This window comes from Rhizobium sp. R339 (assembly GCF_002211395.1).
GTDB lineage: Bacteria > Pseudomonadota > Alphaproteobacteria > Rhizobiales > Rhizobiaceae > Rhizobium.
Genome location: NZ_LOKV01000012.1, coordinates 792,227 through 805,803 on the forward strand (window position 1 = coordinate 792,227; position 13,577 = coordinate 805,803).

The following is a 13,577-nucleotide window of genomic DNA, read 5'->3' on the forward strand; positions in this document are numbered from 1 at the left end:
AATGAAGCTGCGCTTCCGCTCGGCGATCACCGTGTTTTCGGCCGCCCGGTGCGGGTATAGTCCAGCGTCGCCGGTCCCTCGATCGGGAGGCCGAGCCGTTCGAACTGGCTGGCGGGCGCATGGTTGCGCCGCATCAGGTCCAGCATGAGGTTGATCATCCGCAACTCGATGTCGGGTGCCGCCAAGGGATGTTTCTGTTCCGGATCGTTTGCGAGATCGAATAACAGCGTTTCGAGAACCGTGGTATCGAGCATGTGCGGCCGGGTAGCCGGCATGCGCAAGACTGGCGTACCTTTCGTGAATGACAGTCCGTCAATCAACTCCGCGTTTCGCAGTTGCTCGGGGCTGAATCTTTCCCGCATCTGGGTCGGCATGAGGGTGTGTTCCAGAAGCTTCTGATTGACCGGATCGTCCGGGCCGCGCATGTAGACGTAGCGGCCGTCGGTCACGTTTACATGCATTCCGAATGCGCCGAAAAGCCCTGCTTCACGAATGGTCTCGTTATCCGAGATCGTGTCCTTCAGCGGCCGGCCTTCCATGTCCTGAGTTGGCGCAAGACCGAAAAAATCCAGAAGGGTCGGCCCGAAATCGATTGTCTGCACCAGGGCTTGGCGGCGCTCACCTCTCACCTTGCTCCGCGGGTCCCAGATGAAGAGCGGGGTGTGGATGTTTTCGTCATACCAGGGCTGCACCATCTTGGCCCACCAATCATGCTCGCCGAGCAAGTAGCCGTGATCCGTACAGACGATCAGCATGGTGTCGTCCCAAAGGTTTTTTTCGTCCATCAGGTCTAGGATGCGTCCGAGCGAGGCGTCGCACATGGTCAGAAGCGCGGAATATTGGTCGCGAATATACTGGACCGTCTCCGGCTGCTCCGTCACGGGGCCGTAATCCGGCCAGTCGATCTTCGGACCATCATAGGGCTTGGCGTAAAGCTCGCGGTATTTTTCATAGGAGAAGAAAGGTTCATGCGGGTCGAAGGTCTCGACCTGCAGGAACCATCGATCGCGTTCGCAATTGGTTTGAATGAATTCGAGCCCCGCATCGAAAACCTTTGTCTGCGGATGCTCCCTTTCGTCGTCAAGATAGCGGCGATTGACGAGATCCTGCCCTCGGATGGCGAGATGCGGCTCCTGACCGACGGTGTCGTCGCCTGCGGGAACCAAAGCCTTCCAGCGGTCGCCTTCCTGGCCGCGAAAGAATTCGTATGTGCTGAAGCGATTGTGATAGGTGGCGCCGCCATCTTCCCAGTAATGCTGGTGATCTGTGATCAAATGGGTGTAGATGCCGGCCTTGCGGAGCATTTCCGGCATGGAGTCGTCGAAGGGCTCAAGGGGCCCCCAGGAGCGGTGCAGGAAATTGTAGCGCCCCGTATGCATTTCGCGGCGTGCCGGCATGCAGGGCATGCTTCCCGCGTAGCAATTATCGAAGACGGCGGACCCTGCGGCCAGCCTGCTGAAATTCGGGCATTGCATCCAGTCGCAGCCATAGGGCGGCAGAAAGCGCCGGTTGAGGCTGTCGAACATGACCAGAATTGCTTTCATCTCTTCGTTCCTTGCGACGCGCAAAAGGGTGCCCGTTGGGCGGGTCGTCGGGATTTGCGAGGACTTGGCGAGGCTGCGAGCAGCCGCGCGCCTATTTGATTGCGCCGGCAAGCGCACCTTCCTGGAAGTATCGCTGGATCAGGAGAAACATCATGACGATGGGCACGCTGATGCTGAGCACGGCAGCCATCAGCAGGTTCCATTGTGTCGAGTTTTCCTGGAAGAACACCGTCAGGCCGAGCTGAAGCGTACGCAGGTCGTTGGAGGACGTCGTCACCAGCGGCCAGATGAAATCGTTCCACGCTGACTGAAAGGCGAATACGCCCACGACCGCGACCGCTGGCTTGACGAGTGGCGTGTATATCTCGAAAAAAATTCTAAATTCGCCCGCGCCATCGACCCGCGCGGCATCGCCAAGCTCGTGGGGCAGCGAGATGTAGAACTGACGCATCAGGAAAATGGCAAGAGCGCTGACGATGTGCGGCACCATGATGCCGGGCAGCGTGTTGAGCAATCCTTGCCCCCCTAGCCCAAAGAGGTCATTCCCGCCCGCAAGCGGGAAATGCGAGACCATCACGAACAACGGGACGATAGATACTTCGGGAGGAACGACAAGCAGAGCGATGAGCAACAGCATCATCAGGCCGCGCCCCCTGATCGGCAGCATTGCTAGCGCATATCCTGCTGCACATGAAAGGAGGACCTGCAGGATCGTGCATCCGATGGCGACGACGGCACTGTTGAGGAAAAAACGAAGGAAGTCAGCGCTCAGGAAGGCGTTCGAAAAATTGGAAAGATCGAAACGTGATGGCCATGACCCGATCCACTCCCCGTTCGGGGTGAGGGCCACCAGTACGATGTAGAGCATCGGGACCGCGTACAGAGCGGTGACCATCATCGCGATCGCCTGGAAAATCGATAAGGATCGTTCTCCCGTGTCCTTTCGCGTGGCATGTGCCCTGAGTTCAGAAGCGCCCGCGGCCATCACGCTTGCTCCTTCGGACGGAACATCATCCTCAGTGCCAGCGACAGGATCACAACCAGCAGAAACAGCATGACCGCCATGGCGCAAGCCTTGCCGATGTCGAGATCGGTAAAGGCGGCGTCATACATCAGATAGACGATCGTGCGAGTGGCATTGACCGGACCGCCGCCCGTCATGACGTAGGATTGCGTAAACATCTGAAGGGCCCCCAGAAACCAGGTTATGGCAACGAAGGATATGACGCCGCGAACTGTCGGAAGAGTGATCGTCCAGAAGCGCTGGAAGGCATTCGCTCCATCCATCTTGGCGGCTTCCAGCAGTTCCGATGGAACGGATTTCAACGCCGCAAGGACGATGATCATGAAATATCCGAGATTGCGCCACATGCTCATGACGACGATCGACGGCATCGCCCAGAGTGGGTCGGACAGGAAATAGGCTGGGGAAAAACCCCAACGCATCAGCGATGCATTGATCGGACCGACGGCAGGGTCGAGCAGAAGGTTCCAGACGAGCGCGACCACGACATAGGACGCTGCCTGCGGAAGGTAGATGATCGTGCGCATGAGCGGTCCGCCATATAGGTGACCGTTGAAGAGCGCAGCGACCAGTACCACGACCACAACGCCTATCCCGACCTGGCTCACGGCGAAGGCAAGAGTATTTTTCAAAGCTTCATAGAAGACGGGATCGTTCAGGATCGCCACGTAGTTGCCGAAGCCCACCCATTCCGGCGCGGACAGAAGCGTATAGTGCGTGAAGCTAAAGTAGAATGACAACGCGAGGGGAACAATCGAGGTCAGGAAGATCGCCGCGAAGGCCGGACTGACCAGAATCGCTCCAGCCTGTTGCTTGCGGCGCAGCACATTGTCACAAGCAACCGGTAAAGGCCGGTCTGCGATTGCGATGACGCATGGCATCGACAGCGTGTCAGGCGCGGGTGATTTCATCGATCTTCCTGTCGAGTGCGGCAAGGACGTCAGCCGGGCTTTGCACCTGGCGAATGGCCGACTGCATCGCGATGTTCACCTCCTTCTGGATCTGCAGCAGGTTCGGCGTGATCGGCAATGCGCCGGCGTACTGGGTCGCATCGACGAACCCCTTGTTGATGGACGCAAGGAAAGGGGCATCCTTTAGATCCTTGCGGGAGGGCAAGCCGCCCCAAAGTTCGGCAAATTTCTCCGAAGAGTCCTTCGACGTGAGAAAGGAAAGGAGCTGCCAGGCGCCGTCGGGGTCTTTTGTATTCGCCCCAATGCCGAGCTTATTGATCCAGGCAAGAGTAGCGGGGGTGCCGCCTGGCTTTGCCGACAGCGGCAGGCCGGCTACGACAAATTTCTCGACGCCCGGATTGTTGGCGTGTGCGTTGCGGGGCTCGACGACGCTGTTATAGGTCATCGCGGCAAGCCCCTGAACCAGCGGCGTCGGACCGGTTCCCTGGTAGACAATGTTCGGGTTGGCCAGTCCCTCGGCAAAGAAGGAAACAAGGTACTGGAGCGCGGCAAGACCAGATTCGCTCGACAGGATCGACTTACCCTTTGCGTCGAAGTAGCTGCCACCGGCCTGCACGAGCATTTGCGAATAGGTCTGCATCAGCCCGACGGATTTGTCCTGGTTCGCAAAGAAGGGAGCATCCAGAGGACCGCCATTCTTTCTGGACAGTTTTCCGGCGAGCGCCTTGAAGTCGTCCCAGTTCGTGGGGAGAGCACTGATACCGACCTTTTCGAGGATGTCGGAGCGATAAATCGCGGTGCGCACATCGGCATACACTGGTAAGGCATAAGACTTGCCGCCAAAGGCTCCGTCCTTGAGCATCGGCACGTAGAACTGATCGATCTCTGCCCAACCTTTCAGATAACTGTCGATCGGCAGGAACGCTCCCTTGGATGCAAGGGCAGGGGTCATCACCTGGCCCATCATGCAAACGTCGGCCAAGGTACCGCTTGCGGTCGCTGTCAGAAGTTTTTGAAATGCGGATCCCCAATCCGACTGGCGCAATTCGACAGCATAGCCGCTCTTGCTCTTGAACTCGTCAAGGGCGGATTTCATCCAGGCGACCGCCTTCTGGTCTGGACCCAGAATCATGAGGGACAGGCTTTTGTCCTGTGCCCGAATGGCGGGTGCCTTTAATGCGACAGTGAGCCCGGCAGCGATGCCGAAGCTGCTTTTCAACACCGCTCTGCGCCGTATGCCTTGAAGTTTGTCAGCCACCAAATCCTCCCACGACTGAATGAATTTCATGCCGTCGCTGGCCGACATTCGAAAATTTAGTCGTCCAAGCGAAATCCTCGTGACGGCGGGTCAAGCCGTTCATCAAACACCTCGAGTTATGGGTAACATTGCCAATCGATAAACAGTAATAGATAATAGTAGTGGTCTGATATCAAAAAGTTATCGATATGCGTCTGCTTGTTTCACGTCATCTTGAAAATTTCCTTGCCCTCTACGAGGCAAGAAACATGCATAAGGCGTCTCTCGGCAAGGGGATCACTCAGCCGGCCCTAACAAAGAGCCTGAAGATTTTGGAAGATGAGATCGGCTCGATGCTTTTTGTTCGAACATCCAGAGGACTTGAGCCGACTGAAGCGGGTGAGACGCTTTACCGATATGCACGGACAATCGACCAGGAGGCACGGTTCGCCGCTCTGGACATCAACAATGTCGTCTCCAAAAATGGCAGCAATATCAGGATTGGCGTTGGGCCTGGGCTTGCTGTCAGCTCATTTCCTAAGGTGTTGGTCAACTTTCACCGTAAATTTCCGGGGGTTAAGGTCATTGCACAAATGGGCCTGACCAAACAACTCGTCGAAGACCTGATGCGAGACAGTCTCGATGTCATCGCCACAGCCAGACCGCCCCAGGAACTGCCTGAACATATTTCCTGCATTCATCTGTTCGATATTCACTTGGCTGTCGTTTGCAGGAAGTCCCATCCTCTGAACTCCTCGAAGGACATCGGGATCGAGGACCTCTTCGATTACGGTTGCGTGACTTTCCCGGAAAGTGACGAATTCATCAAACGCTCACATCAACTATTCGGGCAGACCGCTGACAAGCTAAATGTCGTCGTGGAGACAAATTCGATTTCGGTGATGCTCGATCTTGTCGCGTCGGCCGATTATTTCGCGCTTGTGGGCGAGATTATTGTTCCTCGCGCCATGCAGGCTGGTCTGGTCAGACTTCCCGTGCCGAGCTTGGAATGGGATATGAAAATCGACCTGATGTGTAAAACGTCACTCGTCGAGACCCGGCCAGTGCGTGCGCTTCGCGAGGCATGGGCCAGCTACCGCGCTTAACGGAGATGCCGTTAGGGGTTTCCATCATTGAAGCCTGATCATGTCAAGACGCGCTCTCGATCGCGTCTGTGAAGCCGGCTTTCGTCGCTGGTCAGGCCGATCGTTCTCTTCGATGCTGGCGTTTGGCTACCTCATCTGTAATCGGGGTTGGCTGAGGGCTGAGATACCATCGCTGAACTCGCCAAGGCGCCATGCCGCGGAGGCATCGAGAAACGCAGACTAGCCATCATGCGTTACCGCGCTGAAATTCTCGACTGCGTCAAGCTGTTCGACGGAAGGCAGACGAGTAAAGCTCGCATGAAACGGCGTCCATTATCTTGCGAGGCAGGGCGCTAAAGGATGTATAACAATCCGAGGATGAGGCCTATAGCGACCAGGCAAAGCGTTAGGGAAGCATGCCCGTTTTTGTTGGCGAGACATTTTTCCTCGTGTCCACGCTCGGACACCGCCTCGAGGAACAGGAACTGCGTCGTGAAGTCCGCCGGACTCATCGTCCGGCAGCAACCGGAGAAGGTGCAGGATCCGTTTCGGCGGAAGCTTGATCGACCCCAACCGCGTGCTGCAGAACAGCTAGGCTCGCCTGGGCCTGCATCAGCCGGAGATCACCGATAATAACGCCCTCCCGCGCGAGAAAGGTGGAGATCGGGTGACCGTATAGAATACCCATTAAAATGGCGGCTGAAAGCAATGGCGCGCTGCGGATCGCTGCTTTGGAGATGTGCATCGTTACGTTCCCTTTTTTGTCCATGATAGATTAAAAAAATAATTGGTCAACAATAATGTAATCGTTGACATTGCCAATTTTTGATGTTGTATACGTTAACATCGACCTTTGACAGCATATTTTTGTCGCCGTGAGCCTCAAGAAGGTGATCGGCGCGCAAGAACGCAGTAGGTCGAGTTATGTAAACGTTAACATATCATCCGGTCTCGGAGGAGGCCGTTTCGGTGACAGCGGGTGCCGCCAGCACACCGCCTTTAAGGAGGGGAATACGCATGAAAAAGCTCATCACTGGAACTGCAGCACTACTTTTGGCAACGTCTTCTGCCTATGCCGGGGATATCGGCGTGGCGATCTCTCATAGCGATTCCTTTCTTGCTGTAATGGTGCAGGGAATGAAGGATGAGGCTGCCAAGACAAAGCAGCCGCTTCAGATCGAGTTTGCTGAAGCCGACATCAACAAGCAGCTGTCGCAAATTCAGAATTTCATCGCTGCCAAGGTCGACGCGATCATCGTCAACGTTGTCGAAAGTTCGGCCTCTCCGGCCATCACCAAGATGGCGGCCGATGCCGGCGTGCCGCTGATCTATGTCAACAATACGCCGAGCGACCTCGATGCGCTCGGCTCGAAGGCCGCATTCATTGGATCGAACGAAGCCGAGGCTGGTGAGCTCGAGACGAAGGAAGTTTGCCGCGTTTTGAAGGAAAGCGGCAAGACCAGCGATGCGGGGATTCTGATTATCCAAGGCCTCTTGGCACAGCACAGTGCCGAACTGCGCAGCAAGGCCGTACACGACGTGATCGCAACGCCCGACTGCAATTTCATGAAAGTGATCGACGAACAGTCGGCCAACTGGGATCCGGTCAAGGCGCAGGACCTGATGACCAACTGGATCACGGCCGGCTACAAGCCTGCTGCCGTCATCGCGAACAATGATGAAATGGCGCTCGGTGCCATCAATTCCATGAAGGCGGCCGGCTGGGACATGAAAGATGTCGTCGTTGCGGGCATCGACGCTACCAAGGAGGCGATGCATTACATGCAGACCGGCGATCTGGATGTGAGCGTCTTCCAAGATGCGATCGGTCAGGGCGCCGGGTCCGTCGACGCCGCAATCAAGATGGCAAAGGGAGAAAAGGTGCAATCGCCCGTTTGGATCCCGTTCGAACTGGTCAATCCTGCCAACGTCGACAAGTACATCAGCAAGAACTGACATTACGGCGGACAAGACAGGTGCGCATCCCGATGCGCACCTGTCTCTCACGAAGGTTCGCGTCGGAGCCCTCGTCGAAGCGACGTGACCCCTTGGCGGGACGCCTTTTGATCTTGGGTCAGAAAGAGATCGTAAGATGGTTAGATTCGGGATTTTGGGCTGCGGTCGCATCGGTCAGGTGCATGCTGCATCGATCGGACGGATCGAAGGCGCCGAACTTGCTGCCGTTGCCGACATTTCCTCCGAGGCGGCATCTGCCTGTGCGGCGCGCTTTAATACGGTCGTTCGCCGCATCGACGACATTATCAATGCCAACGATCTTGACGCTGTGGTCATCGCCACTTCGACATCCACGCATTTCGATCTGGTGACCGCAGCAGCGCGGACAGGCAAGGCGATCTTCTGCGAGAAGCCAATCGATCTTTCCTCCGACCGAGTTCGCTCTTGTATCCAGGCCGTCAATGCTGCCGGCGTTACCTTCATGACAGCCTTCAACCAGCGTTTCGATCCTCACTTCAGCGCTCTTCAGGCACGCGTGCGGGCGGGTGAAATCGGCGATGTGGAGACCGTTTCGATCGTATCCCGCGACCCTGGCCCGCCTCCCGTGTCCTATGTCAAAACCTCAGGCGGACTTTTCCGGGACATGATGATCCATGACCTCGACATGGCGAGGTTCGTTCTTGGCGAGGAGCCGGTGACGGTATTCGCAGTCGGCTCCAATCTTATTGATGCGGGCATCAAGGAAGCCGGCGACGTCGATACGGCTGCCGTCATTCTAACGACGGCCAGCGGACGAATCTGCCAGATCACCAATTCGCGCAGGACGACTTACGGCTACGACAAGCGTCTGGAAGTCCACGGATCCAGGGGGATGCTTCGCGTCTCCAACGTGCTTGAGAACCTGGTCGAGCGGGCGGGAAACAGCGGCTTTGAACAGGCTGTCGCCCAAGCCTTCTTTCTCGAGCGCTTCGAAGCGGCCTACCTCGCCGAAATGCGCCATTTCGTCGAGGCAGTCTCTTCCGGAACCGCCCCGGTTCCGGGCGCCGAGGATGGACTTCGCGCCCAACTCATTGCCGACGCGGCAACAGAGTCGTGGCGAGAGTGCCGGCCGGTCGAAATCCCTCGCTAACGGCCAAAGTGTTTCACATTCGGAAAACGCCCATGAAAATCGCGATCATTGGCCTTGGCAAGGTGGCCGAGCTCCATGTCCAGGCACTTCGTCAAATAAGACCAGATATTTTTGCCGGCGGATGGAATCGCTCGGTGGACAAGGCGGCGGATTTCTGCCGCCGTTTCGGTGGGGTGGCGTACTCTTCGGTCGAGGCGCTCCTCACCGACGAGAAGATCGACGCCATTCTCGTCGCCACGAGCACGGCTTCCCATTTCGAATTTGCCAAGCGTGGTCTCCAGGCAGGAAAACACGTCCTCCTGGAGAAGCCGCTTTGCGAAAAAGCCGAACAGATCCGGGAGCTTGCGGACATCGCCGCAAGACATGACCGCATCTGTATGCCGTCGCACAACTACATCTACGCAGAGAACATGCGCCGTCTCAAAGTTCATATCGAGGATGGCCGGCTGGGTGACATCGTCAATTTCTGGGCGATCTATAACAAGCGTCATGACGCCTCCATTGGTGAACCCGACCTGACGATGCGGGAATTGATGGTTCATCACGCCTATTGCATGTTGTTTTTCCTCGGGCGCCCTTCGCATGTTTACGCCACGGGCACGAACGTGCATTTCGACGATAAGCGGGCGCACGACCAGCTCATGATCACTGCAGAATATGCCGATGGGAAAATTGCAAACCTCTGGGGCAGTTTCTCGGCCGACGACAGAAGTCGCGAACCATGGTCCTGCTATTTTAAGGTCTTGGGTACCGAAGGAAGTGGTGTCGTTCCCTGGGACGTGACGAAATTCGGGCAGGCATCCATCCCGTTCTGGGATGATGCGACCTATTGGGACAGTTTCCTGCAGGTCGAGCAATATTTTCTGAATGAGTGTCTCGCAAAGGCTTCGCCTCCGCTATCAACGTTGGCTGATGCCTATGACGCGGCGGTCATTCTCGACGCGGCGCGTCGTTCATTGGTCGAAAAACGCCGGATAGAAATCACCTACCGGTAAGGATCGATAACGGAAGCGCACGTTCTTCGTGACGACAGCAAAATTCAATTGGAACCCATACTGGCTTCGATCGTGCCATCGGGCATTGGCTGGTCAACAAACCATTTGTGAGGAAAGATGAAAATCGGGGCGCCAAAGGAGACCCATGCCGACGAAAAGCGCGTCGCACTGACACCAGAGAGCGCGTTGCACCTCCAAAAGCTCGGATATGAATGCCTGGTGGAAACGGGTGCGGGACTTGGCTCGGGTGTTTCGGACGATGCTTATCGCACAGCTGGTGTCGAGATATTGCCTGCGGCCCAGGACCTGTGGCAGGCAGCGGATGTCGTCGTGAAGGTCAGGCCGCCGCAACAGGAGGAACTGGCACTGTTGAGGCAAGGCAAGACCATCCTGTCGTTCGTCCATCCCGCCCAGAATGTCGACTTGCTCGAAATGGCCCGCGTGCGCCAAGTAAATCTGATCGCTATGGACATGGTGCCGCGCATCTCAAGGGCGCAGAAGATGGACGCTCTGTCGTCCATGGCAAATATCGCCGGTTATCGCGCGGTAATCGAGGCTGGCAACAGTTTCGGGCGTTTCTTCACTGGACAGGTGACCGCAGCGGGCAAAGTTGCGCCGGCCAAGGTCTTGGTCATCGGTGCAGGCGTTGCCGGGCTTGCGGCAATCGGGACTTCGACGGCGCTCGGCGCGATCACCTACGCCTTCGACGTTCGTCCCGAGGTCGCCGAGCAGATTGAAAGCATGGGCGCTCAGTTCGTCTTCCTCGATTTTGCCAACGAGCAGTTGGACGGGGCGGCAAGCGGCGGCTATGCGACGCCGTCCTCGCCGGAATTCCTGAACGCCCAGCTGAGCAAGTTCCGCGAGCTTGCCCCACAGATCGACATCGTCATATCGACCGCCCTGATACCGGGGCGTGATGCTCCCAGACTCTGGCTTGCTGATATGGTCTCGGCGATGAAACCCGGCTCGGTAATCGTCGACCTTGCGGCTGAACGCGGTGGAAATTGCGAACTTACCATCGTTGACCAGAAGGTGGTGACTACGAACGGCGTCACGATCATCGGCTACACGGATTTTCCAAGCCGGATGGCGGAGCAGGCCTCGACGCTTTATTCCAACAACATCCGCCACCTGATCACGGATCTGACCCCGAACAGGGATGGCCGCCTCGTCCACAATATGGAGGACGATGTCATCCGCGGCGCCACGGTCACTCATGAGGGTAGACTTACGTATCCCCCGCCGCCGCCAAGAGTTCAGGCCATCGCCGCCCAGAAGCCGAAGGAAAGGTCAAGGGAACTCAGTCCCGAGGAAAAGCGCTCGCAGGAGCTGATTGCCTTCCGAAAGCAGACCAAGGCCCAGGCACTGCTGCTGGCCGGCGGCACTATGCTTCTCCTGCTGGTCGGCGCAATGGCACCAGCCAGCTTCATGGGCCACTTCACCGTTTTTGTCCTCGCCTGTTTCATCGGGTTCCAGGTTATCTGGAACGTTAGCCATTCCCTCCACACGCCGTTGATGGCGGTGACAAATGCTGTATCGGGAATCGTGATCGTCGGCGCGCTTTTGCAGATCGGGTCCAGCAACGGCATCGTCATCGGTCTCGCCGCTGTCTCGATCCTGGTCGCCACAATCAACATTGTCGGCGGCTTTCTCGTGACGCAGCGCATGCTCTCGATGTTCCGGAAGTCCTGATTAGTTGGGGTTACACATATGACTATCGGTGTCATTTCTGCCGCTTATGTCTCGGCGGCGGTGCTCTTCATTTTATCTCTTGGGGGCCTGTCCGGCCAGGAAAGTGCGAAGCGCGCCGTCCGCTACGGCTTCGTTGGCATGGCGATAGCGATTGTTGCGACAATCCTGGGACCGGCCTTCGGCAACTTGTCAGTCACCTTTGCGATGATCGCAGCCGGCGCCGGAGCGGGTTGGCTGGTCGCGAAGAAGGTTCAAATGACAGAAATGCCGCAGCTTGTCGCGGCTCTGCATTCCTTCGTCGGCCTGGCGGCCGTGCTGATCGGCTTCAATACACATTTCGAGACAGCGACTATTGCCGCACTAGACGAGGCCGCCAAGGCGCAGCTTTCAGGATTTGCGGCGATTCTCGCAGGCAAGACACCATTGGAAATGGCGATAATGAAAGTCGAGGTTTCCCTTGGTGTCTTCATCGGAGCCATCACCTTTACCGGTTCTGCGATCGCTTTCGGCAAGCTGGCAGGAAAGCTCGACGGCAAGGCGCAGAAACTGCCCGGGGGCCATGTCCTCAATGCCGCTGCAGCAATCCTTTCGTCCGTTTTGCTGGTGGTCTATGTGCAAGGCGCCGATATGTGGGTGCTGGCCGCAATGACGCTTCTCGCCTTCTTTATTGGCTTTCATCTGATCCTGGGTATCGGTGGCGCCGACATGCCCGTCGTCGTCTCCATGTTGAACAGCTATTCGGGCTGGGCTGCGGCTGCGATCGGCTTTACGCTCGGAAACGATCTTCTGATCGTCACCGGCGCATTGGTTGGCTCTTCGGGCGCAATCCTGTCCTGCATCATGTGCAAGGCGATGAACCGTTCCTTCGTCTCGGTTATTCTCGGCGGCTTCGGCGCAACGACCGGTTTTGCAGTTGCGATCGAAGGCGAGCAAATCGCCATCGATGCCGACGGCGTCGCCGCAGCACTCAACGATGCCGACAGCGTTGTCATCGTTCCGGGATACGGCATGGCTGTCGCGCAGGCCCAACAGGGTGTTGCGGAATTGACACGCAAGCTGCGCGCGGCAGGAAAAACCGTAAGGTTTGCAATTCATCCCGTCGCCGGCCGCCTCCCGGGTCACATGAACGTGTTGCTTGCCGAAGCCAAGGTTCCCTATGATATCGTCCTCGAAATGGATGAGATCAACGAGGACTTCTCCCAGACCGACGTCGTCATCGTCATCGGTTCAAATGACATCGTCAATCCAGCTGCTCAGGACGATCCAACGTCGCCGATCGCTGGCATGCCTGTGCTGGAAGTCTGGAAGGCTAAACAGGTCTTCGTCTCGAAACGCGGTCGGGGCGCCGGCTACTCTGGCATAGAAAACCCGCTCTTCTATCGCGAAAACACGCGGATGCTGTACGGCGACGCAAGAGAGAGCATGGCGCAGCTGCTGCCGCAGATTGCTTGATTCCCAGACCAACTGGAACGCTGTGTAAAACGCACCACCTTCATCCAGGCTTTTGTTTCAAGGATACCGTTGCTGGGGTTTGCGCCATCATATGGCAGCGAGGCACGGCAAGTGAAAGATGGCGTCACAGTCTTGGTTCGCCGGCAGTTGCTGCCGCTTGGTTACACACGATTCAAACGGCTGGTTTGCCGCCGCCGGCGTCTCTCCGTAATCAAAGAGTGCGGCACGTTTCGTGCGGAAGCGCGGCCGTCACTAGCTCAGCCCGGCCAATAAGAGCACCCGGTTTGGCGGCGAGGCGAGGCGGAAGGGATGCTTTTGGCGTGCCCCGCTTTTGGAGGAGCAATTCCCACCCATTTTCCAATGTAATCGTTGACATTGTGATTTTCTCGTGTTGTATACGTTAACATTACAGTTTCTTGACGGGTCGGACAGATGTCCGGTCCTTGGGTTTGATCAGGTGCGGGACGCGTTCCGGGCCATATGGAGGCTTTTGCGGTGAAGAAGTTGAACGTTGCGCTTATCGGGACAGGCTTCATGGGGAAGGCGCACTCG

Annotated in this window: 11 protein-coding genes; 6 read left to right on the forward strand and 5 right to left on the reverse strand. The window is 57.0% G+C overall.

Annotation, left to right across the window (positions count from 1 at the left end; translation table 11 throughout):
• Nucleotides 1-26: 26 nt before the first annotated feature.
• From ATY76_RS17860 to ATY76_RS17875, 4 genes are all read right to left on the reverse strand, one after another.
• Complete coding sequence (locus ATY76_RS17860) at nucleotides 27-1,544, reverse strand: sulfatase (protein ID WP_088676034.1); 1,518 nt, start codon at nucleotides 1,542-1,544, stop codon at nucleotides 27-29.
• 91 nt (nucleotides 1,545-1,635) lie between these two features.
• Complete coding sequence (locus tag ATY76_RS17865; RefSeq protein WP_088676035.1) at nucleotides 1,636-2,529, reverse strand: carbohydrate ABC transporter permease; 894 nt, start codon at nucleotides 2,527-2,529, stop codon at nucleotides 1,636-1,638.
• Nucleotides 2,529-3,479, reverse strand: coding sequence for a sugar ABC transporter permease (locus ATY76_RS17870; RefSeq protein WP_245309948.1), 951 nt, complete (start codon nucleotides 3,477-3,479; stop codon nucleotides 2,529-2,531). The genes ATY76_RS17865 and ATY76_RS17870 overlap by 1 nt, the downstream gene beginning before the upstream one ends.
• A complete protein-coding gene (locus tag ATY76_RS17875) occupies nucleotides 3,460-4,785 on the reverse strand; it encodes an extracellular solute-binding protein (RefSeq protein ID WP_245309951.1) in 1,326 nt (441 codons plus the stop codon). Before ATY76_RS17875 ends, ATY76_RS17870 begins: the two co-directional genes overlap by 20 nt.
• A gap of 140 nt (nucleotides 4,786-4,925) precedes the next feature.
• Between ATY76_RS17875 and ATY76_RS17880 the strand changes: the two genes are divergently transcribed.
• Nucleotides 4,926-5,822, forward strand: coding sequence for a LysR family transcriptional regulator (locus ATY76_RS17880; RefSeq protein ID WP_088676036.1), 897 nt, complete (start codon nucleotides 4,926-4,928; stop codon nucleotides 5,820-5,822).
• A gap of 487 nt (nucleotides 5,823-6,309) precedes the next feature.
• On the opposite strand, the gene ATY76_RS17885 is transcribed toward ATY76_RS17880, so the two are convergent.
• Nucleotides 6,310-6,546 carry a hypothetical protein gene (locus ATY76_RS17885; protein ID WP_088676037.1) on the reverse strand — a complete coding sequence of 79 codons (237 nt, stop codon included), beginning with the start codon at nucleotides 6,544-6,546 and terminating at the stop codon, nucleotides 6,310-6,312.
• Between the two features lie 272 nt (nucleotides 6,547-6,818).
• Between ATY76_RS17885 and ATY76_RS17890 the strand changes: the two genes are divergently transcribed.
• From ATY76_RS17890 to ATY76_RS17910, 5 genes are all read left to right on the forward strand, one after another.
• Entirely contained in the window at nucleotides 6,819-7,757 is a 939-nt protein-coding gene (locus tag ATY76_RS17890; RefSeq protein WP_088676038.1) for a substrate-binding domain-containing protein, read from the forward strand.
• A gap of 136 nt (nucleotides 7,758-7,893) precedes the next feature.
• Nucleotides 7,894-8,886 carry an inositol 2-dehydrogenase gene (iolG, locus tag ATY76_RS17895; RefSeq protein ID WP_088676039.1) on the forward strand — a complete coding sequence of 331 codons (993 nt, stop codon included), beginning with the start codon at nucleotides 7,894-7,896 and terminating at the stop codon, nucleotides 8,884-8,886.
• A gap of 32 nt (nucleotides 8,887-8,918) precedes the next feature.
• Nucleotides 8,919-9,881 carry a Gfo/Idh/MocA family oxidoreductase gene (locus tag ATY76_RS17900; protein WP_088676040.1) on the forward strand — a complete coding sequence of 321 codons (963 nt, stop codon included), beginning with the start codon at nucleotides 8,919-8,921 and terminating at the stop codon, nucleotides 9,879-9,881.
• A 117-nt stretch (nucleotides 9,882-9,998) separates the two neighbouring features.
• A complete protein-coding gene (locus tag ATY76_RS17905; RefSeq protein ID WP_088676041.1) occupies nucleotides 9,999-11,573 on the forward strand; it encodes a Re/Si-specific NAD(P)(+) transhydrogenase subunit alpha in 1,575 nt (524 codons plus the stop codon).
• Between the two features lie 18 nt (nucleotides 11,574-11,591).
• Complete coding sequence (locus ATY76_RS17910; RefSeq protein WP_088676042.1) at nucleotides 11,592-13,025, forward strand: NAD(P)(+) transhydrogenase (Re/Si-specific) subunit beta; 1,434 nt, start codon at nucleotides 11,592-11,594, stop codon at nucleotides 13,023-13,025.
• Nucleotides 13,026-13,577: the final 552 nt, after the last annotated feature.